Origin of the sequence: Methylobacterium sp. AMS5 (assembly GCF_001542815.1) — a bacterium.
GTDB lineage: Bacteria > Pseudomonadota > Alphaproteobacteria > Rhizobiales > Beijerinckiaceae > Methylobacterium.
The window spans coordinates 2892723-2913312 of sequence record NZ_CP006992.1; the positions used below are offsets into that span (position 1 = coordinate 2892723).

21 protein-coding genes and 1 tRNA gene are annotated in these 20590 nt (G+C 67.1%); 15 read left to right on the forward strand and 7 right to left on the reverse strand.

The genetic code is table 11. The features are described 5' to 3' along the window. Positions 1–50: 50 nt before the first annotated feature. Positions 51–485, reverse strand: coding sequence for a cyanase (locus tag Y590_RS27325; RefSeq protein ID WP_286161738.1), 435 nt, complete (start codon positions 483–485; stop codon positions 51–53). Positions 486–708: 223 nt separating this feature from the next. Here Y590_RS27325 and Y590_RS25730 point away from each other — a divergent pair, with 223 nt between their 5' ends. Next, the gene (locus tag Y590_RS25730; RefSeq protein ID WP_083530846.1) at positions 709–969 is read left to right on the forward strand and encodes a hypothetical protein; all 261 of its coding nucleotides are present in this window, start codon (positions 709–711) and stop codon (positions 967–969) included. A 191-nt stretch (positions 970–1160) separates the two neighbouring features. Further along, positions 1161–1430 carry a hypothetical protein gene (locus tag Y590_RS12895; RefSeq protein ID WP_060770194.1) on the forward strand — a complete coding sequence of 90 codons (270 nt, stop codon included), beginning with the start codon at positions 1161–1163 and terminating at the stop codon, positions 1428–1430. A 183-nt stretch (positions 1431–1613) separates the two neighbouring features. On the opposite strand, the gene cynS is transcribed toward Y590_RS12895, so the two are convergent. Next, the gene (gene cynS, locus Y590_RS12900) at positions 1614–2102 is read right to left on the reverse strand and encodes a cyanase (RefSeq protein WP_060770195.1); all 489 of its coding nucleotides are present in this window, start codon (positions 2100–2102) and stop codon (positions 1614–1616) included. A gap of 284 nt (positions 2103–2386) precedes the next feature. Here cynS and Y590_RS12905 point away from each other — a divergent pair, with 284 nt between their 5' ends. Then, positions 2387–4276: a sigma 54-interacting transcriptional regulator gene (locus Y590_RS12905; protein ID WP_060770196.1), complete on the forward strand. Its 1890-nt coding sequence runs from the start codon at positions 2387–2389 to the stop codon at positions 4274–4276. A gap of 161 nt (positions 4277–4437) precedes the next feature. Next, positions 4438–5964, forward strand: coding sequence for a carbohydrate porin (locus Y590_RS12910; protein WP_060770197.1), 1527 nt, complete (start codon positions 4438–4440; stop codon positions 5962–5964). Between the two features lie 31 nt (positions 5965–5995). On the opposite strand, the gene Y590_RS12915 is transcribed toward Y590_RS12910, so the two are convergent. Together Y590_RS12915 and Y590_RS12920 are read right to left on the reverse strand one after the other, a co-directional pair. Next, the gene (locus Y590_RS12915; protein ID WP_060770198.1) at positions 5996–7054 is read right to left on the reverse strand and encodes a cytochrome-c peroxidase; all 1059 of its coding nucleotides are present in this window, start codon (positions 7052–7054) and stop codon (positions 5996–5998) included. A 169-nt stretch (positions 7055–7223) separates the two neighbouring features. Continuing rightward, positions 7224–7595 carry a cupredoxin domain-containing protein gene (locus Y590_RS12920; protein WP_060770199.1) on the reverse strand — a complete coding sequence of 124 codons (372 nt, stop codon included), beginning with the start codon at positions 7593–7595 and terminating at the stop codon, positions 7224–7226. A gap of 183 nt (positions 7596–7778) precedes the next feature. On the opposite strand from Y590_RS12920, the gene Y590_RS12925 reads away from it, so the two are divergent. Together Y590_RS12925 and Y590_RS26825 are read left to right on the forward strand one after the other, a co-directional pair. After that, complete coding sequence (locus Y590_RS12925) at positions 7779–10643, forward strand: EAL domain-containing protein (protein WP_060770200.1); 2865 nt, start codon at positions 7779–7781, stop codon at positions 10641–10643. A gap of 99 nt (positions 10644–10742) precedes the next feature. After that, entirely contained in the window at positions 10743–10904 is a 162-nt protein-coding gene (locus Y590_RS26825) for a hypothetical protein (RefSeq protein WP_158509748.1), read from the forward strand. A 113-nt stretch (positions 10905–11017) separates the two neighbouring features. Here Y590_RS26825 and Y590_RS12930 read toward each other — a convergent pair whose 3' ends face one another. Continuing rightward, complete coding sequence (locus Y590_RS12930; protein ID WP_060770201.1) at positions 11018–11689, reverse strand: spermidine synthase; 672 nt, start codon at positions 11687–11689, stop codon at positions 11018–11020. A gap of 88 nt (positions 11690–11777) precedes the next feature. Here Y590_RS12930 and Y590_RS27330 point away from each other — a divergent pair, with 88 nt between their 5' ends. Beyond that, positions 11778–12029, forward strand: a complete 252-nt coding sequence (locus tag Y590_RS27330) for a hypothetical protein (protein ID WP_004446489.1) — start codon at positions 11778–11780, stop codon at positions 12027–12029. A 149-nt stretch (positions 12030–12178) separates the two neighbouring features. On the opposite strand, the gene Y590_RS12940 is transcribed toward Y590_RS27330, so the two are convergent. Beyond that, positions 12179–12255, reverse strand: a tRNA-His gene (locus Y590_RS12940). Positions 12256–12403: 148 nt separating this feature from the next. Here Y590_RS12940 and Y590_RS12945 point away from each other — a divergent pair. The 5 genes from Y590_RS12945 (at position 12404) to Y590_RS12965 (ending at position 16819) form a co-directional block, all read left to right on the forward strand. Continuing rightward, positions 12404–14260 (forward strand): chloride channel protein, encoded by a 1857-nt coding sequence (locus tag Y590_RS12945; protein WP_060772280.1) that lies wholly within the window; start codon positions 12404–12406, stop codon positions 14258–14260. Positions 14261–14288: 28 nt separating this feature from the next. Next, entirely contained in the window at positions 14289–14777 is a 489-nt protein-coding gene (locus tag Y590_RS12950; protein WP_060772281.1) for a hypothetical protein, read from the forward strand. A 10-nt stretch (positions 14778–14787) separates the two neighbouring features. After that, positions 14788–15636, forward strand: a complete 849-nt coding sequence (gene kdsA, locus Y590_RS12955) for a 3-deoxy-8-phosphooctulonate synthase (protein WP_060770202.1) — start codon at positions 14788–14790, stop codon at positions 15634–15636. A 175-nt stretch (positions 15637–15811) separates the two neighbouring features. Then, the gene (locus tag Y590_RS12960; protein ID WP_060770203.1) at positions 15812–16123 is read left to right on the forward strand and encodes a hypothetical protein; all 312 of its coding nucleotides are present in this window, start codon (positions 15812–15814) and stop codon (positions 16121–16123) included. 177 nt (positions 16124–16300) lie between these two features. Further along, positions 16301–16819, forward strand: a complete 519-nt coding sequence (locus Y590_RS12965; protein ID WP_060770204.1) for a hypothetical protein — start codon at positions 16301–16303, stop codon at positions 16817–16819. Positions 16820–16837: 18 nt separating this feature from the next. Here the strand turns inward: Y590_RS12965 and queF are convergent, their stop codons facing one another. Next, positions 16838–17299, reverse strand: coding sequence for a preQ(1) synthase (gene queF, locus Y590_RS12970; protein ID WP_060770205.1), 462 nt, complete (start codon positions 17297–17299; stop codon positions 16838–16840). A 292-nt stretch (positions 17300–17591) separates the two neighbouring features. Between queF and eno the strand changes: the two genes are divergently transcribed. From eno to pdhA, 3 genes are all read left to right on the forward strand, one after another. Beyond that, complete coding sequence (eno, locus tag Y590_RS12975; protein ID WP_060770206.1) at positions 17592–18881, forward strand: phosphopyruvate hydratase; 1290 nt, start codon at positions 17592–17594, stop codon at positions 18879–18881. Positions 18882–19015: 134 nt separating this feature from the next. After that, the gene (locus Y590_RS12980) at positions 19016–19327 is read left to right on the forward strand and encodes an FtsB family cell division protein (protein WP_060770207.1); all 312 of its coding nucleotides are present in this window, start codon (positions 19016–19018) and stop codon (positions 19325–19327) included. A gap of 175 nt (positions 19328–19502) precedes the next feature. Then, entirely contained in the window at positions 19503–20552 is a 1050-nt protein-coding gene (gene pdhA / locus Y590_RS12985) for a pyruvate dehydrogenase (acetyl-transferring) E1 component subunit alpha (RefSeq protein ID WP_060770208.1), read from the forward strand. Positions 20553–20590 lie beyond the last annotated feature (38 nt).

Here is a 20590-nt window from a genome sequence, read left to right on the forward strand (position 1 = left end):
GAAAGAGCCCGGCGCCGTCACGGCGCCGGGCTTTGCCGACGGGAGGCGTCCTACGGCTCCTTGAAGCCGTATTCCGGCACGCCCTCGTCGTTGCCGTAATACTTGTAGGGCAGACACTTGCCGGAAAGATTCATCTTCATCCGGTCGCCCTTGTTGTTGGGCTCGCGCTCCATCGTCATGTTGAAGTCGATCGCCGACATGATGCCGTCGCCAAATCCTTCCTGGATCAGCTCTTTCCAGGTGGTGCCATAGACCATCACCAGCTCGTAGAAGCGGTAGATCAGCGGGTCGGTCGCCGGGCGACCTGCCCGAAGAAGACGGCGGATGGCATCGCATAGGTGTCGCCGGCGATGACGCATTTGGATCGAAGCACGATCCGCTTGACCACGTGAGCCGCGGTGACCGGTGGTGCGCAGCCGCTCGCGGCCGGCTGGAAACCGCCGGATGTGCCCCAAAGCGTTCCCTCGGAGCGGGTCGGTGACCAAGCCTTGTCGGGATGCCCGGGACCGTACTGTCCGGTGACGTGTTCGCCCCTGCTCGTACAATACGTTTAATTAATAGATTTAATCCTGATTAAAAGTCTGGCTCTGTGCAAATTTATTGCAATATCCAAGATGTGTTTTCGCGCACTTGGCTTTCGATATCGGGTTTATATTCAAGCAATGTGCCTCTTGTTTGGGCCACGCTCTGCAAGACAGGAGAAATTTGTTGTTTCGTGGATTAAACCGCGTGTTGGGTCTGCTTTTTGCCGTCGCCCTCATCCTCCTGCCGACATCGGCGCTGGCTCGGCGCACGATGGATCTCCAAGGCCCCGCCGATCCGAATCGGATGTACTGCGACATCGTCGTGAAACGTCCCGGTGGAAACCCGACTCAGGACATGACCGGCTCGATCGGTCACGCAAAGAGCTATCAAAGCGGCGGAGGTCGAGCGAACCCGCTGATCTGTTATCTCCCCGGAACACGCTGACAGCATCGCGATGCGACGGGGGGGGAGCGCGCGACAGGTCACCGGAAACAGATCCAATCTTGGCTGATTGATTTCCAGTCCAAGGCCGGTCGGACGCAAAGTGCGGCGGCGCATATTCATAATAGGCGCTCCGATATAAGAAGGATCCACAAAAAACGAAAAGGATCTGCAATCGAAAAGGGAGATGAAGCGTGACTGGAACGACATCTTTGAGAATCGCGCTCGTCGGCGTGATCTACCTGCTCTCGTACACGGCCGCGAACGCGATGAATCATCCGGCGCGGACGGGTACGGGCGGTGGCCCGGAGACGACGATCACAGCCCCGCACGTCGCGCCGACAGGAAGAGTCATCCCGCGCCCGCAGGTCTTGGGCTCCCCAACAACCGGCGAGGCCGCGCGGAAGCCTGAACCTCAGTTCAAGGACAGTTTCCTCATGAAGGACATCTGTGTCGGCTGCTGAGGCGGATAAGAGTGCCTCGCAAAACTCCCGGTCTCCGACCGTTCTCGTTCTGGCGATGAAAGGATGGCGGAAGTTTTGTGCGAGACACTCAGGCGCGGGCGATATCGACCCGACAGCAGCCCTGCGGGACGAAGAGAAGCCCGGCGCCGTCATGGCCCGGGCTTTTACTGAACCGGACGGCTCCTACGGCTCCTTGAAGCCGTATTCCGGCACGCCGTCCTCGTTGCCGTAATACTTGTAGGGCAGGAACTTGCCCGACATGGCGAGTTTGACCCGGTCACCCTTGTTGTTGGGCTCGCGCTCCATCGTCATGTTGAAGTCGATCGCCGACATGATGCCGTCGCCGAACTCCTCCTGGATCAGCTCTTTCCAAGTGGTGCCGTAGACCATCACGAGCTCGTAGAAACGGTAGATCAGCGGGTCCGTCGGCGGAATCTGCGGGATCGAGCCGCGATAGGGGGCCTCGTTCAGCATCCGCTCCTCGGCCTGGCTCAGCCCGAACAGCTCGGCGGCCTTCTTGGCCTGAGCCTTCGGAAGCTTCATCTGGCCCATGCAGGCGGCGGTGATGAGGATCGGCGAGATGCCTCCGATCTCGTCCTGGATGTACTTCCAGGTCCAGCCCTTCTCGCGCTTGATGTCGAGAAGCTTCTCGGTGAGGTCTTCGCGCTTCATGCTTGTCTCCCTTCCGGCCGAGGGCCGGTTGCGATGGGGGCGGCCGTTCGGATGCCTGGGGGCGTAGCGTCCGAACGGCCAGACCGTCTCGACCCGCCTGAGCGGACCGGACGGCACTCGGCTGACGGGCCAGGAGCCGCGCCATTGCGAACATGGGCCGCAAGCGGCGTGCCAGGCGAATACGGCGCTGGAAGTCGTTTTTTTTCAATGCATTGCGCTAAGATCGTCGTTCTACGAAATTTCGTTTATGATGAAATGTCGTAGTAAGACTGCGAGATTTCGTAATGTCGTCATCAGCGCTGGATGCGCCCTCGGTTTACGGCCTCGCCTTCGACGAAAATCGCGAGGCGATGCTGGTGTTCGAGCCCCTGACGGACCGAATCGACGACGCCAACGAGGCGGCCGCCCGGTTGCTCGGCCACGACCGCGCCGCCCTGCGGGCGATGCCGGTGAGCGCCCTGCATCCCGACCAGCGGCCTGCGCTCGTGTTGTTCACGCAGGCGGTTCTCGCCGAGGGGCAATGGTGGACGCACGCCCTCACCCCGTGCCACGGCGCCGGCAAGCCGTTGCGGCTCGAATTTTCCGGCTGCGTGCTGTCGGGTGAGCCGACGCGGCTCCTCGTCACCCTCTTCGATCTCGAGGAGCGCGAGCGCCGCCGCATCGACCGGGAGGCCGAGGAGCACATGCGCGCCGGCCTGCCGGAATGGCAGCGCATGGAGCGCATCTTTCGCGACATCGAACGCGGCAACCGGCTGATCCTGCGCGCGGCGGGGGAGGGGATCTACGGCGTCAACGCGGACGGGATCACCACCTTCGTCAACCCGGCCGCGGAGCGGATGCTGGGATGGGCCTCGGCCGATCTCGTCGGCAAAGACATGCACGCCACCGTGCACCATACCCGCGCGGGCGGTGCGCATTACCCGCATCACGACTGCCCGATCTACGCGGCCTTCCGCGACGGCGCCGTGCATCAGGTCGACGGCGAGGTGTTCTGGCGCAAGGACGGCACCTGCTTTCCGGTCGAGTACACTTCGACGCCGATCCGCGAGGGCGGGCAATTGCTTGGCGCGGTGATCGTGTTTCGCGATGTCAGCCAGCGCCGTGAGGATGAGGCCCGATTGCGGGCCGCGCTGGCCGAAGTCGATTCCCTGCGCGAGCGCCTGGAGCAGGAGAACGCCTACCTGAAGGAGGAAATCCGCGCCGAGAGCCACCATCAGGGCATCATCGGGCGTAGCCCGGCCATGGAGGCGTTGCTGCGCCAGATCGACGTGGTGGCAGGCACCGATGCCACCGTTCTCGTCGCCGGCGAATCCGGTACTGGGAAGGAGTTGATCGCCCGGGCCATCCACGAGGCAAGCCGCCGCCGCGAGCGGCCGCTGATCCGCGTGAACTGTGCAGCGATCCCGCGCGACCTGTTCGAGAGCGAGTTCTTCGGCCACGCGAAGGGCGCCTTCACCGGGGCTCTGCGCGACCGGATCGGGCGGTTCGAACTCGCCGACGGCGGCACGCTGTTCCTCGACGAGGTCGGAGAGATCCCGCTCGACCTTCAGGGCAAGCTGCTTCGCGTCCTCCAAGAGCGCCAGTTCGAGCGGGTCGGCGAGGAGCGCACCCGCGCGGTCGATATCCGGCTGATCGCCGCGACCAACCGCGACCTCAAGGAGGAGGTGCGCCGCGAGCGCTTTCGCGAGGATCTCTACTTCCGCCTCAACGTCTTCCCCCTGACCTCCGCGCCCCTGCGGGAACGCCGCGAGGACGTGCCGCTGATCGCGCAGCATGTCCTGAAGGCCGCCGCGCGGCGCCTCAACCGGACGGATCTGCGCCTGACCGAGGCCGACGCCCGCCGCCTGTCCCGCTACGATTGGCCGGGCAACGTGCGCGAGTTGGAGAACGTGATCGAGCGCGCCGCGATTCTCGCCGAGCGCGGGCGCCTGCGCTTCGATCTGCCGGAAACCCGCAGCACCGGTTCTGTCGCGCCCGCGCCGGAGCGCCCGCAGACTCTCGGCCGGCCGCTGTCCGAAGAGGAGCGCCGCGCCCGTGCCCGCAGCGAGATCGAGGCGGCGCTTCACATCAGTGGCGGAAAGGTCTTCGGTGCCGGCGGCGCGGCCGAGCTGCTCGGCCTCAAGCCGACGACGTTGCGCTCGCGGATGAAGGTGCTCGGGATCGAACCGCTCTGACGGGCGGTGATCCCCATCGAACGACGGCAGCGAGGGCGGCGCTTCGCAGAGCTGTCATTTGCGCCTGCTTGGATATCATCCGATATGTCCCGACCGGGCCGCCCCTCATGAGGGATCGCCACCTTACGGAAACACGCCTGTGTGCCGAGCCGAGCGATGCTGTGAGAGCGGAAACGACACGCCGCCGCGCGGCCCGAACGCTCCGGCTCCTCGCGAGCGGCGTCGCGGTCCTCGCCCTGTCCGCTCCGCTCGGCATCGCCCCGGTCCCGGCTGGTGCCCAATCGCTGCCCTCGCTCGTCTCACCCATGCCGCTCGGCCTTCCGCTGACGGGCGCAGGCGGCGACCCGCAGACCGCGATCGCGCAATCGCGGACATCGGATCAGGTGTCGGTAACGAACGAGGGCTCGATCCAGGATGCGCTCGGCCCCTATGGCGACCCGTTCGGCCTGCGTGCCGCGCTGGCGGCGCGGGGCGTCACCTACGTTCTCACCTATATCGGCGAGGGGCTTTCCAGCGCCTCCGGCGGATTGCGGCACGGGACGACCTTCGGCGGTCGCTTGGACGCCTCGCTCGACATCGATCTCGATAAGCTCGCCGGCTGGAGCGGCGCCCGGTTTCATACCGACTTCTTCCAGATCCACGGTCATGGCCTGTCTCGGCGCTTCGTCAACAACCTCACGACGGTCAGCGGCATCGAGGCTTTGCCGTCGACCCGGCTGTTCGAATTGTGGATCGAGCAGCGCTTCTTCGACGACCGGTTCTCGGTGAAGATCGGCCAGGTCTCGGCCGACACGGAGTTCGCCATCGCCCAGTCGGCGGTGGTTTTCATCAATGCCGGATTCGGCTGGCCGAATGTCGGTGCGGTCGTGATGCCGAGCGGCGGTCCGATCTATCCGTTGGCTACACCCGCCATCCGCCTGAAATACGAGCCGACCGCCGAACTCTCGCTGCAGGGCGGCTTGTTCAACGGCGACCCGGCGGGGACGCCGGCCGGCGACGAGACCGATCCGGAACGGCGCAACCGCACCGGCACGAGTTTCCGCGTCAACGATCCGGCACTGCTGATCGGCGAGGTGGCCTATGCCTATCCCAGCCTGCCCGGCGCCGAGCGGCTGCCCGGCACCGCGACCCTGGGCGGCTGGTACCATTTCGGCCGGTTCGACAGCCCCCGCCTCGACGAAGTCCGGGGGCGGCTCCTGGCCGATCCCGAGGCGAGCGGAATCGCCCGGCGCTTTCGCGGCAATGCGGGTCTCTACGCGATGCTCGACCAGACGATCTATCGCGAGCCCGGAACCGTGAACGAGGGTGCCTCGGCTTTCCTGCGGGTCTCCGCCGTGCCGGCCGACCGCAACCTGATCGATCTCTACGTCGATGCCGGCGTGGCCTATCGAGGCCTGTTCGAGGGCCGCCCCAACGATACGTTGGGCCTCGGGATGATCCATTCCCGCATCAGCCCGGCCGCCCGCGCCTTCGACCGCGACCAACGCGTTTTCGCGGACGGATCGGGGCCGCTGCGCAGCAGCGAGACCGTGTTCGAGGCGACGTATCAGGCCGAAGTGATTCCCGGCTTCACCCTTCAGCCGGATCTCCAATATGTCATGCGGCCCGGCGGCGGTCTGGCCGATGAGCGCGGACGCCGGCTGCGTAACGCCACGGTTCTGGGTCTGCGCGCAACCATCAACTACTGACGGACGCGCCGCGCGCCGCCCCCGGCATCCGTCACGGCCGCGGTGGCTCGGCTCCGATCGGCTGGTAGGCGGGCCCCTCGGCGCCGTCGTCGTTGAGGGTTTCCATGAAGGCGATGAGGTCGGCCTTCTCCTGCGCCGTCAGATGCAGCGGACGGATGTCGCGGGACCGGCTCGGCCGGTCGATGCCGCCGCGGTCGTAGAGGTCGATCACCTCGGACAACGTCCTCAGTGAACCGTCATGCATATAGGGCGGGCGCCGCGCGACGTTGCGCAGGGTCGGCGTCTTGAAAGCGTGGCGTAGAGCCGTCGAAGTCGGGAAGAACCGCCCCCGGCCGATCGCGCCATCCGTGGCGACGCCGATGTCGTGGAACGAGCCGTCCGTGAAGTTCCAGCCCGAATGGCACGCGGCGCAATTGGCCTTGTCGTTGAACAGATCGAAGCCGCGCTTGGCGGCAGGACCGAGCGCGCGCGCATCGCCCTCGACCCAGCGGTCGAACGGCGCCCGACCGGAGACGATCAGGCGCTGGAACGTGGCGAGTGCCTGCTCGATGCGCTCCTGGGTGATCGGCCCACCGTCCGGAGCGGGCCCAGGGAACCCTTTGTCGAAAGCCGTGACATATTTGGGATCGGCCGAGAGGCGCCGGACCATCTCCTCGGGCGGCATGTTCATGTTGCCGGGGGCGGTCAGCGGTGTGCGGGCCACGGATTCGAGACCGCGAAACTTACCGTCCCAGCCATAGATCGTATCGGTCCAGGCGACGTTGAGCAGCGTCGGCGTGCGGAAATCCATGAAACCGCCGTCGCTGCGCGGGGCGCGCGGATTCGAGTCGGTCCAGTCCTGCCCCGGCACGTGACAGGTGGCGCAGGTGCGGTCGCTCTCCCGTGAGAGAACAGGCTCGAAGAACAGCGCGCGGCCGAGTTCGGCCTTGACGGCCTGATACGGGTTGTCGTCGGGGAAGGGGATTGCGGCCGGGCGGCGGTACGCGGCGAGCGCAGCCGAACGGTCGGGCTCGCCGTTCGTCGCGATCGCCCAGCCTCCCAAAAGGATCGTCAGGAGGACTGTGGCGCCCTCCACGAATTTCCAAGCCATTCGAACCTCGATCGATCCGATCTTTGGGGCTTTGGCTTTAATTTTGGTTAAGGAAAGAACATAACATTGTTGCGAGCGACCCCTGTCGGTTCGAATTTAGATAGCTTGATAGGCCGATAGCCTCGGTAGCATATCGATTGCGCTCAGCCTCCCGTTGCTCCGCGCTTCTTTACTTCACCGAAACCGCGAGCTTCATCTTCGGATGAATGCCGCACAGGATCGTGAACTGCCCCGGTTTCGGAAAGAAGACGACGGTCTTGCTGCCCGGAATCTGCTCGCCCGTGTCGAAGCTGAAGTCCGGATTTTCGAGATAGGCGTGATGGACGAGTTCACCGTCGTCGTTCACGATCGCGATGGCCTCGCCAGCCAGCAGGGAGACCGCCCCCGGTGCGAAGGATCGGCCCTTCTGCGTGACGCGGTGGGACGCCGTATCGCCCGCCAGCGCAAGCGCCGTTCCGGATGCGATGAGGAATGTCAGCAACAGGACTGAACCTGTGCGCCGCGGCGTGGGGACACTTCTCATCCGGCACGCATCCGTCATGCCCGTCTCCTCTATTTCGAGGACGCCCCCGCGCACTCGATCATCTCAAATGAGCATCTATGAAGTTGCGTTCGCCTTAACGGCATCACCGAATTCAAGGGGTATGCTACCGAAATCGCTGGCGTCGTAGATTACCTTAACGATTGTCGGACATGCTGGCTGCGAAAAGCGAGCGTTTGCCCGATGAGTCTTACACGCCAACCCATTGGCTTTTCTGCGGGGCGCAGTGCCCTCGAGACCGTGCTGCGCGGTGGTCGCACGATTCGCGGCCGCATCTTCCTCGCCTTCCTGATGCTGAGCGCGATCACGGCGGCGCTCGGCGGTTACGCCGCCTTCGGCATCATGACGACGGGTGCGCTGGTCGATAAGACCTACGACCGCTCTCTGATGGCGATCAATTACGCCCGGGCCGCCGCGGCCGACCTCGCGATGCTCCAGGCTGCAGTCGCCCGAGCCCGCCTGGCGGGCGATAGCGCCGAGCGGCGCACGCTCGAGGCGCGGATCGAGGCGTTGACGGAATCGTTCGAGGAAGATCTGGAGATCGCGGCGGACCGAGCCCAATCGGAGCGTGCGACGCGGGAAGCCGCCGCCGCAAAGGACGCCGTCACGCAGTGGCTGGCGGCCCGCAGGGAGTTCGGCCCCGATCAGCAGACGGCGGATGTCTGGCAGGCGCTCGACGCCCACGCGGCGGTGGCCGAGCAGCATATCGACCTGCTGATCAACTTCACCGCCGGGGATGGCTTCTCCTATCGGCAGACGGCTCGCGCGGACGTAGCCCGCGACGTGCGGCTCAGCATCTTCGCGACCTCGCTCGCAATCGTTCTCTCGGGCATCGTCGCCTTGCTTCTGTTGCGGCAGATCGTTCGGCCGGTGGCCGACGCCTCGACGGTCGCGAGCCGCATCGCCGCCGGTGAGTTGACCGTCCGAGTGCCCGAGGGCGGCGACGACGAGTTCGGTGTCCTGCTGCGCGCCATGGCGGTCATGCGCGACAACATCGCGGCGATGATGCAGGAGGAGGTCGCTCAGCGCCGCTCCGCCCAAAGCCTGCTGGCCGACGCGGTGCAGGGGTCGATCGAAGGGATCGTCGTCGTCGATGCCGGGGGCCGCATCGTGCTCGCGAACGCGCGGGCGGCAGCCTTGCTCGGGATCGATGAGGCCGAGTCCGGCCATCGCCATCTCTCGGACGCGCGGGGTTCGGCCGTCGCCGATGCCCTGCTCGCCATGCCCGGCAACGCCACCCTGACCGCCGAGACGCATGCCGCCGACGGGCGCTGGCTGCGCATCAGCCGCAGTCCCACACGAGAGGGCGGGTTCGTCGCCGTCTGCAGCGATGTGTCCCTGCTCAAGGAGCAGGAGGATCAGCTCAAGCGCAGCAATGCGCAGCTCGACGCGGCTCTCAGCAACATGCTCCAGGGGCTCTGCCTCTACGATGCCGAAGGCGGCCTCCTCGTCTACAATCGCCGCTTTTGCGATATGTTCGGCGTCGATGCCGCCGCGCTGCGGCCGGGCATGAGCATCCGCGACGTGGCCCGCCTCGTCGAAGCCTCGTCCGATAGCGGCCGCGCAATCGATCTTCTCATCGAACAGGAGGCCCTGCTTCAACACGGGTTGAGCGCGTCGCTCTGTTGCCCGATCCGGACGGATTGTATCGTCGCGCTGAAGCAGCAGCCGACGGCGGAGGGTGGTTGGATCGCCACCTACGAGGATGTCACCCAGCGCTACGAAGCGGAAGCGCGGATCATCACCATGGCGCGCAAGGACGCGCTGACGGGGCTTGCCAACCGCATGGTCTTCGGCGAGCGCCTGGAAGAGGCCGCCGCGCATCTCGTCGAGGGAGCCGGTGCCGGCTTCGCCACGCTCTGCCTCGATCTCGACCGGTTCAAGGAAGTCAACGACACGCTCGGCCATCCCATCGGCGACGGGTTGCTGCGCAGCGTTGCGGAGCGGCTGCAAGGCTGCCTGCGCGACACCGACCTCGTGGCGCGTCTGGGGGGCGACGAGTTCGCCATCGTCCAAGCCGGCGTCCAGGCCGGCGCGCATGCGCGGCGGGATGCGAGCGCCCTGGCCAAGCGCCTGATCACCGCCTTCCAGCAGCCCTTCCTCCTCGACGGGCACACCGTGACGGTGGGGATCAGCATCGGCATCTCGCTCGCACCGGAACACGGAACGAGCCCGGAGAAGCTGCTGAAGAGCGCCGATCTGGCACTCTACCGCGCCAAGGCGACCGGACGGGGCTGCTGGTCATTCTTCGACGAGGGGATGGACGTCGAGCTGCGCAAGCGCCGGGCCCTGGAAAGCGATCTCAGGAAGGCCGTGGGCAACGGCGAGTTCGAACTCGTGTTCCAGCCGATCGTCAAGCTCGACCGGCAGCGGATCTCCAGTTGCGAAGCGCTGCTGCGCTGGCGGCACCCCGAGCGCGGCTATGTCTCTCCCGCGGATTTCATCCCCCTGGCGGAAGAGACGGGCACCATCGGCGAAATCGGCGAATGGGTGCTGCGCAAGGCTTGCAGCGAGGCCGCGAGCTGGCCCGCTGGCATCGGCGTCGCCGTCAATGTCTCCGCCGCGCAGTTCAAGAACGCGGCGGTCGTCCGGGCGGTGATGGATGCGCTCGCCGCGAGCGGGTTGCCGGCGCATCGGCTGGAACTGGAAATCACCGAATCGGTCCTGCTCAACGACAGCGTGACGACGCTGGCGACGCTCCACACCCTGAAGCGTCTGGGCGTGCGGGTGGCGATGGACGATTTCGGCACCGGCTTCTCGTCGTTGAGCTACCTACAGAGCTTTCCCTTCGACAAGATCAAGATCGACCAGTCCTTCGTGCGCAACCTCGCCGAGCCCGGCAATGCGCGGCTGATCGTGCGCTCCGTGGTCGGCCTCGGCCGCAGCCTCGGCATCACGACCACGGCGGAGGGAATCGAGACCGAGGCCCAACTCGACCAGCTTCGGCTCGAAGGATGCGACGAGGGTCAAGGCTACCTGTTCAGCCGCCCTGTCCCCTCGGCCACGATTCGTGAATTGGTGACGGCACTCGGCCGCAACGCGGCCTGAACGGCGACGCGATCGGCGCAAGTTTCTGCTGAACAAGGCGCGCACACGGCAATTTCCCTGACACAAGAGCTGAAGCGCAGCCAGTCGAAAGACCTGGCCGTGCTCGGCCATGTGAGCTGTGTGCCGAGCGGTAGCCTGACGGGCTTCCGCCAATCCCTGCAGGAGGAAGAGGCGATGGCGCGTCGGGTGCGTGAACGGATCGGCCCGACGACCAAGCATTGCCTCGATCTCACCGCCGCGGGCGAGAAGGCGGACCGCTGACCCACAGGTGAGCTCGGCAGTCGCCCGGACGAGCGACACGACATCGCGCACGGGGCCGAACGATTCGGGCCCGGTGCGCGAATCTCGTTCCGCGCAAGCCGCTCACCGAACCGTCAGGGCGGCGTTGCGAGCCAGATGACATGGCGGGGACCGCTCGAACCGCTGGCCGGCCGACGAACCTCCGCGACGGTGAAACCGAGACGCTGGAGCCGCGCCTTGAACTTCCGGTCGGGCGTCCCCGACCAGACCCCGAGCGTGCCGCCGGGCTTGAGCGCCCATTGCGCCCGCTTCAGGCCCCACTCGTCGTAGAGCCGGTTGTTCGCGCGTCGCAGCAGACCCTCGGGGCCGTTATCCACATCCAAAAGGATCGCATCCCACCCGGCAGCCTCGGATTGGATCAGGCGGGTCACGTCCGTCTCGCGCAGCTCGACGCGTGGATCATCCAGGCAGCCGGCGAAGATGGAAGCGAGCGGTCCCCTTGCCCAGGCAGCCACAGCCGGCACGAGTTCGGCGACGACGATGCGCGCGTCCGGACCCAGCTCCCGCAAAGCGGCGCGAAGCGTGAAGCCCATGCCGAGGCCGCCGATCAGGATGCGCGGCGCCGGCCGGTCCGTCAGCCGCGCGCAGGTCAGCGAGGCCAGCGCTTCCTCCGAGGTGCCGCGCGTGCTGTTCATCAGTTCGATGTTGCCGACGACGATGGAGAATTCACCGCCGCGCTGCATCAAGGCGAGGCTCTTGCCGCCGCCGGGCACGTCGCTGGTTTCGAGGTGCACCCACTCGTTCATCGCAGCCTTTCCGGGCCGGGCGCCGGGTGCGACCCCGCATGCGTCCGTCGCCATTGCTCTTTCCGCTGAAGGCCGCCTATCAGCGGGCATGTCTAAACGCACCAAATCCCTCCCGCAGCAGCGCGGCTTCGTTCTCTTCGACGTTGTCTTCGAAGACGGCACACGCGCCTCGAACCGGCGTGTCCCGATGGAAATCCTCGGTGGCCTCGACGGCGACGAGCCGGCGCGTCAACTCATCGCCGAGCAGGAAGCGGAAATCGCGCAGAAGGCCGGCCGGGCACCGCGCGAAATCCAGCAGCTCACGCGCTCGCCGATCGCCAAGCCGGTGATCGCCACCTGATGCCATGGCGCTGCCCCCTGCTCGCTCGTGGCGGCAGGGGAAGCCCGGCTCGTCCCGCAATCGGGTCACAGGCGCCGACCGATCGGCCGGGCCCAAACGAAGAAGGGGCCGGCTCAGCGCCAACCCCTTCCCAACCATACGAAATTCGATGGTACCACCGCCCCGGCTCGAACGGGGGACCCCTAGATCCACAATCTAGTGCTCTAACCAACTGAGCTACGGCGGCACGTGAGGGGGGACTTATCCCGAGGCTCGCGGCATTTCAAGCGCCTTGACGGCACCTCTTCACGGTTCGCACCCTCGATCCACCGATGCTAGACGGCGGGCGCATGGCCGCTATGGCCTGCGATCCGGACCCAGCCTCCGCGAGTGCGATGAGCCCGTCTCCGTCTCCGCCCACCACCGCCCCGCTCGTCCAGGCTCCGGTGCGACTTCGGGCCTGGGTGCGGGGGAACGAGATCGCCCTCGTGGGGCTCGCCGCGGTCACGGGATGCATCGGGGGGCTCGTCGTCGTCGCCATGAGCGGCGCCAGCCAGTTCCTGCGCGAAATCCTCTATCGGCTTCCCGCGGGCCAGCGCCTCAGCAGCCTGTCGGATCTTCCGACCGAGGGGCTGATGGGGGCCCCGTTCCTGGCTCCGGCGCTCGGCGGCGCGATCCTCGGCCTCCTGCTCCTGATCTCGACGAGGGGGCGGGGCAAGGCCAAGCGCGCGGTGGTCGATCCGATCGAGGCCAACGCACTGCACGGTGGGCGGATGTCGCTGCGCGGCTCTCTCGACGTGGCGGCACAGAACGTGGTCTCGAACGGCTGCGGCGCCTCGGTCGGGCTTGAGGCCGGCTACACCCAGGTCGCGGCGGGGATCGCCTCGCGGCTCGGCATCGCCTTCGAAATGCGGCGTTCCGACCTGCGCACCCTGGTCGGCTGCGGCTCGGCAGCCGCCATTGCCGCCGCGTTCGGCTCGCCACTGACCGGCGCCTTCTACGCGTTCGAACTCATCATCGGCACCTACACCATCGCGACGCTCGCCCCCGTCGTCGTCGCGGCCCTGTGCGGCAGCCTCGTGGCGCGGGCGCTCGCCCCCCAGCCGGCCTTGGTCGATGTCGGCGCTCTGGCGCTGGCCAAAAATACCACTTTGAATACGGCTTTGGGGGCGGGCGACACGCTGCCCTGCCTCGTCCTCGGTCTCGTCTGCGCCGGCCTCGCGGTGTTGCTGATGCGCGGCGTCACGCTGGTGGAGCAAGGCTTTCGCGCCTCGCGCCTGCCCGCGCCCCTGCGGCCCGTCCTCGGTGGCCTGTGCGTCGGCGGGCTCGCACTCGCGACGACTCCCCAGGTGCTCTCGGCCGGGCACGGCGCGCTCCACATCACCCTCGCGCCCGAGGCGGCGGCCGGGCTCGGTGCGCTCGCAGGCCTCATCGTCGCCAAGGCCGCGGCCTCCGCGATGTCGATCGGATCGGGCTTTCGCGGCGGCCTGTTCTTCGCCTCGCTGTTCCTCGGCGCGCTGGTGGGCCGTCTGTTCGCCGGGCTGGCGCCGCTGGTCTGGCCAGGCTTCGAGGGGTTCGGCCTCGCGCCGGTCGGCTATGCCGTGATCGGCATGAGCGCCTTCGCCGTCGCCATCGTCGGCGGCCCGCTCACCATGACCTTCCTCGCCTTGGAGATGACGGGCAGCTTCCCCGTGACCGGGCTCGTGCTCGCCTCGGTGATCGCCTCCTCGCTCACGGTGCGGAAGACCTTCGGCTACTCCTTCGCCACATGGCGCTTCCACCTGCGCGGCGAAAGCATCCGCAGCGCCCACGATGTCGGCTGGATGCGCTCCCTGACGGTCGGGCGGATGATGCGCAAGGACATCCGGCCGGTTTCCCTCGACACGCCGATGGCGACGTTCCTGCGCGCGCATCCCCTCGGCTCGCCGTCGCGGGTGGTCGTGGTGGACGAGCACGATCGCTATGCCGGAATCGTCCTCGTGCCGGAGGCCCATGCGCGTGCGGCCGAGAATGGTGGGGTGACGCCGCACCTCGCCGACGTCGTGCGTTACCCGGGGTCGTTTCTGCTGGCCGACATGACCGTCAAGCAGGCCGCCGAAGCTTTCGACGAGGCCGAGAGCGAAGAACTCGCCGTGCTCAGCGATCGGCAGAGCCGCCGCGTGATCGGGTTGCTGACCGAGAGCCACACGCTGAAGCGCTACAGCGAAGAGCTGGACCGGCAACGACGCGCCATGCTCGGTGAAGCGGCTTGAACGGCGCGCCCGTGCTATGGGTCGCGGCATGACCCTGCGCGCCCTTTTCGCCGGCCTTGGCCTCGTTCTCGCCCTCGGCACGGCGGCGCACGCGGATTCCTGCGATGGGCTGACCGTACGGTTGATCCGGGGAACGGGCGTCGCCCTGGCCGGACGCAGCGGCGCCGCCGTCGTGTTCCGCGCCGCCGACGCCGACCGGATGAGCCTCGATTGTGCGACGCCGCGGCGGCTCGCGTTCCGCTCGAATCTCCGCGAGCCGCCGCGCGGGTTCTTTGTCCTGATCGGGCTCGCCGCGCGGACGCTGGCCGGCGCACCGGCCGATTCCGTCGAGACACTTGCCCAACGCGTGCACCAGGACAGCCTGCTCACCGGCGCGCCGCAGATCGGCCGCGTCGGGGGCGCGGTGATCCGCTGCGATCCCGGCGACCGGCCGGACGGCTTCGGTGTCGGCACCCTGTGCCGCCTGGCGGCGGACCGGCCCCGCCGCGGTCTTTCCCGCACGGCCCGGCCGGGCTAGAGCGGGCGCCATGCCCGAGACCGCACAGACTTCCGGTTCCGTCGTCCAGACCGGCGGCGTTGCCTTCGCCAACCATCTGCCGCTGGCGCTGATCGCCGGCCCCTGCCAGCTCGAAGGGCGAACCCATGCCCTCGAGATCGCTGCCGCTCTCAAGGAGATGGCGGCCAAGCTCGGCATCGGCCTCGTGTTCAAGTCGTCCTTCGACAAGGCCAACCGGACCTCCGGCCGCACCGCCCGGGGCGTCGGCCTCGACGAGGCGCTTCCGGTCTTCGCCGAGATCCGCGAGAGCCTCGGGCTTCCCGTGCTCACCGACGTGCACGAGGCCGAGCACTGTGCGCGGGCGGCGCAAGCCGTCGATATCCTGCAGATCCCGGCCTTCCTCTGTCGCCAGACCGACCTCTTGCTCGCCGCCGCCGCCACCGGGCGGGCGGTCAACGTCAAGAAGGGCCAGTTCCTCGCGCCCTGGGACATGGCCCATGTCGCGGCCAAGGTGACGGAGGCCGGCAACCCCAACGTCATCGTCACCGAGCGCGGCGCCTCCTTCGGCTACAACACACTCGTCTCCGACATGCGCTCGCTGCCGATCATGGCCCGCGTCACCGGCGGCGCACCGGTGGTGTTCGACGCGACGCACTCGGTGCAGCAGCCGGGCGGGCAGGGCGCCACCTCCGGCGGGCAGAGGGAGTTCGTCGCGGTGCTCGCCCGCGCCGCGGTGGCGGTCGGCGTGGCGGGCGTGTTCATCGAGACCCATCCCGATCCCGACCGCGCGCCCTCCGACGGGCCGAACATGGTGGCGCTGGCCGACTTGCCCGCTTTGATCGAGACGCTCATGGCGTTCGATCGTCTCGCCAAGGCGTAGGCCGGCGTGGACGCACCGGCTTCAGATTTCATTCAGGCGACCGGGGGGATATTCGGCTGCAATCGAGAACAACGCGGCTCCGCGTGAGACTTCGACCCTGATCGGAGCGCGCGGGAACTTCCGGCAAAGCTCGGGTGTTTGACCGCCAAGACGCTTCTGGATTGGAAAGGACGCTATGCGTAAGCTTGCCCTTGTGACCGCCGCCCTGATCTCCGTCGGCACGCTCACCGCCACATCCGCCGATGCGCGCCCCTACGGCCGCGGCTACGGCCACCATCACGGTCATTATCATGGCGGCGGCTACGGCCCGCGCGCCTATTACGGCGGTCGCCGCCGCGGCATCGGCACCGGCGCGGCCGTGGGCCTCGGTATTGCGGGTCTCGCAGCCGGCGCGATCGCCGCCGGCGCGGCGCGCGACGCCTATGCCCGCGACAGCTACTACGGCCGTCCGGCCTACGGCGGCGGCTATTACGACTACGGCTACTGAGGCTGGAGCCTTCTCTGACGTGAACAGGCGGCCGGGCAACCGGCCGCCTTTTTCATGCCCGGCGACGCCTGAGATCGAACGAGAATCCGCGGCAAACGAGAATCGGAAGACACGCTGGGATTGCACCCCCGCCGCCGATGCGACACGCTACCGCATCGCAACAGTTTAGGGGGAATCATGCCTGTCATCGCAGCCGTCGTCGGGGCGTTCATGACCGGGCTGATGTACTACTTCATCTACGGCAACGGGATGGCGCAGCTCGACCACGTCCTCGGCGACCGACGCAACGCGAAGCTGCGAGCGAAGAGCGAGGCCGCCTTCCGAGCCGCGCCGCTGCGTGCGATCCGCGATCCGGCCGACGCGGCAGGCGTGCTGATGATGCTCGTGGCCCTCGCCCGCGGCACCCCCACCCCGGAGCAGGAGGCGGCCATCGAGGCCGAGATGCGAACAATCACCGCGCCCGACGACGACCACGGGACGCGCATGGCCTATATCCGTCACGCCGCGTCCCAGGCCGCCGACGCCAACACGGCCGTCGATCACCTCGCGCCGCTTCTGCGGGACAAGCTCGCCGCCTCCGAGCGCGATGATCTGGAGCGGATGCTGGAAGCCGTCGCCGTCATCCATGGCGGGCCGATCGAGGCACAGGAGCGCTTCATCGCGCGCACCGTCCGCGTGCTGGCCGAGCAGCACTGACGGCCCAGGCGCGGTCGCTCAGCCCCGGCCGCGATAGGGCGCGACCCCCTGGTCCGGCAGCCAGACGGATTTCAGGGGCTCACCCGTTTGCCAGAACACGTCGATCGGAATGCCGCCGCGCGGATACCAGTAGCCGCCGATGCGCAGCCAACGCGGTTCGAGCCGTTCGACGAGCCGCCGCCCGATGCCGACGGTGCAATCCTCGTGGAAGGCGCCGTGGTTGCGGAAGGCGCCGAGGTAGAGCTTCAGCGATTTCGATTCCACGAGCCAGCGATCCGGCACGTAGTCGATGACGAGCGTCGCGAAATCCGGCTGGCCCGTCACCGGGCAGAGCGAGGTGAATTCCGGCGCGGTGAAGCGGGCGAGGTAATCGGTATCGGCGTGAGGGTTGGGCACGCGGTCGAGCTGCGCGGCCTCGGGCGAGGCCGGCAGCGGCGTCTGCTGTCCGAGTTGCTTGGCGTGGGTCTCGATCGAATCCATAGGGGCCTATACCCGGCAACCGCCGTTGCGCCTATGGCGCCGGGAGAATGCCAGGGATTCTCCCCGATCAACCGAACCGGACCAGAGGCCGCTCCCGGGCGCTGTGCCACCCAAAAAAATTATGGTGCCGGACGGATTTTGTGAAAGCTGTTTGACCCTTGGAGCCGGCCGGGTGCTTGCCCGTATCCCGAGGTTGGCGGATAAGCCCGCAACGCAGAGCGTCGCAGGACGCGCGGGCCTCGAACGGCATCCGCGAGACGACCCCGCCGCGACGCGCCGCCAAGGAGCGCTCATGACCGCGATCACCAATATCGCCGCCCGCGAAATTCTCGACAGCCGTGGCAACCCCACCGTCGAGGTCGATGTCCTTCTGGAGGACGGCTCCTTCGGTCGCGCCGCGGTCCCCTCCGGCGCCTCCACCGGCGCCCATGAGGCGGTCGAGCTGCGGGACGGCGACAAGAGCCGCTACAACGGCAAGGGCGTGCTCAAGGCCATCGATGCGGTACAGAGCGAAATCCTCGACGCGATCGGCGGCATGGATGCCGAGGATCAGGTCGCCGTCGACGAGGCGATGATCGCGCTCGACGGCACCCCCAACAAGGCGCGGCTCGGCGCCAACGCCATCCTCGGGGTCTCGCTCGCGGTCGCCAAAGCGGCAGCCGAGACCGCCGGCCTGCCGCTCTACCGCTATGTCGGCGGCGTGCAGGGCCGGGTGCTCCCGGTGCCGATGATGAACATCGTCAACGGCGGGGCCCACGCCGACAACCCGATCGACTTCCAGGAATTCATGGTGATGCCGGTCGGCGCCACCTCGCTCTCCGACGCGGTGCGGATGGGCGCCGAGATTTTCCATACCCTCAAGAGCGCCCTGAAGAAGGCCGGCCACAACACGAATGTCGGCGACGAGGGCGGCTTCGCCCCGAACCTGCCGTCGGCCGAGGCCGCGCTCGATTTCGTCATGGAATCGATCAATGCCGCCGGGTTCAAGCCCGGCAGCGACGTAGTGCTGGCGCTCGACTGCGCCGCGACCGAGTTCTTCAAGGACGGCGCCTACCGCTACGAGGGCGAGGGCCAGACCCGCTCCATCGAAGCCCAGGTCGATTACCTCGCCAAGCTGACCGAGGCCTATCCGATTCTCTCCATCGAGGACGGCATGTCGGAGGATGATTGGGAGGGCTGGAAGCTCCTCACCGACCGGATCGGCAGCCGCGTGCAGCTCGTCGGCGACGACCTGTTCGTCACCAATGTCGAGCGTCTCGCCCGCGGCATCGAGACGGGGACCGGCAACTCGATTCTCGTGAAGGTCAACCAGATCGGCTCGCTCACCGAGACCCTGGCCGCCGTCGATATGGCCCAGCGCGCCGGCTACACCGCGGTGATGTCGCACCGCTCCGGCGAGACCGAGGATTCGACGATCGCCGACCTCGCGGTCGCGACGAATTGCGGGCAGATCAAGACCGGCTCGCTCGCCCGTTCGGATAGACTGGCCAAGTACAACCAACTCATCCGCATCGAGGAGGGCCTCGGCGCCCAGGCGCTCTATGCCGGCCGCAGCGCGATCCGCCAGCTCGCCGGGCGCTGATCGCACCTGACGGATCGACGCGCGGCAGGCCGGAAGGGTCCGCCGCGCGTTTTCGTATCTGGGGACCAAGGGCGCGCGATCGCGCCGCGCGGAAACGCTTTCTTCACCTTGTTCGGGCGAAGCTCCTGACTGCCATGGTCATTCGTCGCCGCGTCCGCGCCATCGTCGTTCCCGCCGTCCTCTGGACGGTCTCGGCTCTCGTCGTGGGCTACTTCGTGCATCAGGCCGAGAGCGGTAGCCGCGGCCTCGAAGCCAAACGGCTCCTGAAGGTCGAGGCCTACGGGCTCACGCAGGAGTTGAACGCCGCCAAGGCCGAGCGGGCGACCTGGGAGCACCGCGTCTCCCTGCTCCGGAGTGAACAGATCGACCGCGATCTTCTGGAAGAGCGGGCCCGGGTCGTGCTCGGCCGCGTCCATGCCAATGACCTCGTCATCATCGGCCCATAAATTTTTATTTCAGCAACACTAAACTCGATAAATATTCATTTTCACTGTCCTTGCGATTTATCCACCGGTACAACCGTGACGGTAACAGCATTTGAAGGCTGTCAGCCCGCCCCTCGATTTCCGTAATTCGCTGCCCTAGAACCCTCTCCAACAACGCGATTGCGGGAGGACACCGATGGGTGCGGGCAGCGAGGCGGGGAAACCTGCGGCGGAAACAGACGCGCCGCAACATCGGCCGGCACCGAATATTCCGCAGTTCACGAAGGACGAAGACCTTCACGCTTACCGTGAGATGCTGAGTATCCGTCGCTTCGAGGAGAAGGCGGGCCAGCTCTACGGCATGGGCCTGATCGGCGGCTTCTGCCACCTCTATATCGGCCAGGAAGCGGTCGTCGTCGGCATGCAGATGGCCGGCGAGGACGGTGACCAGAACATCACCGGCTATCGCGACCACGGCCACATGCTCGCCTGCGGCATGGACCCCAAGGGCGTGATGGCCGAGTTGACCGGACGCCGCGGAGGCTATTCCCGCGGCAAGGGCGGCTCGATGCACATGTTCAGCCGCGAGAAGCAGTTCTTCGGCGGCCACGGCATCGTCGGCGCGCAGGTCGCGCTCGGCACCGGCCTCGCCTTCGCCGACGCCTACCTCAAGAACGGCAAGGTCAGCTTCACCTATATGGGCGACGGCGCGGCCAACCAGGGCCAGGTCTACGAGAGCTTCAACATGGCGGCTCTTTGGAAGCTGCCGGTCGTCTACGTGATCGAGAACAACCGCTACGCCATGGGCACGTCGGTGGCCCGCGCCTCCGCTCAGACGGACTTCTCCAAGCGCGGCCTCTCGTTCGGCATCCCCGGCGAGCAGGTGGACGGCATGGACGTGCGGACGGTTCGCGAGGCCGCTTCGCGTGCCATCAACCACGCCCGTTCGGGCGAGGGCCCCTACATCCTCGAGATGCAGACCTACCGCTATCGCGGCCACTCGATGTCCGATCCGGCCAAGTACCGGACCAAGGACGAGGTCTCGAAGATGCGCGACGAGCACGATCCGATCGAGATGGTGCGCAAGCGCCTGCTCGAGGCGCACGGCGTGCCCGAGGCGGAGCTGAAGAGCATCGACGCCAAGGTCCGCGAGGTCGTCAACGAGTCGGCGGATTTCGCGACTCACGATCCCGAGCCCGATCCGTCGGAACTCTGGACCGACATCCTTCTCGAAGCCCGCGCCTGACTGTGTCCCTGACACGCTCCCGAGCCGTCGAGGCCCGG

What these genes read in the sequence shown, in the direction of transcription:
- Y590_RS12905 (WP_060770196.1), top strand. Translation starts at nt 2,387, where the DNA reads ATGTCGTCATCAGCGCTGGATGCGCCCTCGGTTTACGGCCTCGCCTTC.
- Y590_RS12980 (WP_060770207.1), top strand. Translation starts at nt 19,016, where the DNA reads ATGGTCATTCGTCGCCGCGTCCGCGCCATCGTCGTTCCCGCCGTCCTC.
- eno (WP_060770206.1), top strand. Translation starts at nt 17,592, where the DNA reads ATGACCGCGATCACCAATATCGCCGCCCGCGAAATTCTCGACAGCCGT.
- Y590_RS12925 (WP_060770200.1), top strand. Translation starts at nt 7,779, where the DNA reads ATGAGTCTTACACGCCAACCCATTGGCTTTTCTGCGGGGCGCAGTGCC.
- Y590_RS12950 (WP_060772281.1), top strand. Translation starts at nt 14,289, where the DNA reads ATGACCCTGCGCGCCCTTTTCGCCGGCCTTGGCCTCGTTCTCGCCCTC.
- Y590_RS12930 (WP_060770201.1), bottom strand. Translation starts at nt 11,689, where the DNA reads ATGAACGAGTGGGTGCACCTCGAAACCAGCGACGTGCCCGGCGGCGGC.
- cynS (WP_060770195.1), bottom strand. Translation starts at nt 2,102, where the DNA reads ATGAAGCGCGAAGACCTCACCGAGAAGCTTCTCGACATCAAGCGCGAG.
- Y590_RS12920 (WP_060770199.1), bottom strand. Translation starts at nt 7,595, where the DNA reads ATGACGGATGCGTGCCGGATGAGAAGTGTCCCCACGCCGCGGCGCACA.
- Y590_RS27330 (WP_004446489.1), top strand. Translation starts at nt 11,778, where the DNA reads ATGTCTAAACGCACCAAATCCCTCCCGCAGCAGCGCGGCTTCGTTCTC.
- pdhA (WP_060770208.1), top strand. Translation starts at nt 19,503, where the DNA reads ATGGGTGCGGGCAGCGAGGCGGGGAAACCTGCGGCGGAAACAGACGCG.
- Y590_RS12945 (WP_060772280.1), top strand. Translation starts at nt 12,404, where the DNA reads ATGAGCCCGTCTCCGTCTCCGCCCACCACCGCCCCGCTCGTCCAGGCT.
- Y590_RS12960 (WP_060770203.1), top strand. Translation starts at nt 15,812, where the DNA reads ATGCGTAAGCTTGCCCTTGTGACCGCCGCCCTGATCTCCGTCGGCACG.
- kdsA (WP_060770202.1), top strand. Translation starts at nt 14,788, where the DNA reads ATGCCCGAGACCGCACAGACTTCCGGTTCCGTCGTCCAGACCGGCGGC.
- Y590_RS12915 (WP_060770198.1), bottom strand. Translation starts at nt 7,054, where the DNA reads ATGGCTTGGAAATTCGTGGAGGGCGCCACAGTCCTCCTGACGATCCTT.
- Y590_RS12965 (WP_060770204.1), top strand. Translation starts at nt 16,301, where the DNA reads ATGCCTGTCATCGCAGCCGTCGTCGGGGCGTTCATGACCGGGCTGATG.
- queF (WP_060770205.1), bottom strand. Translation starts at nt 17,299, where the DNA reads ATGGATTCGATCGAGACCCACGCCAAGCAACTCGGACAGCAGACGCCG.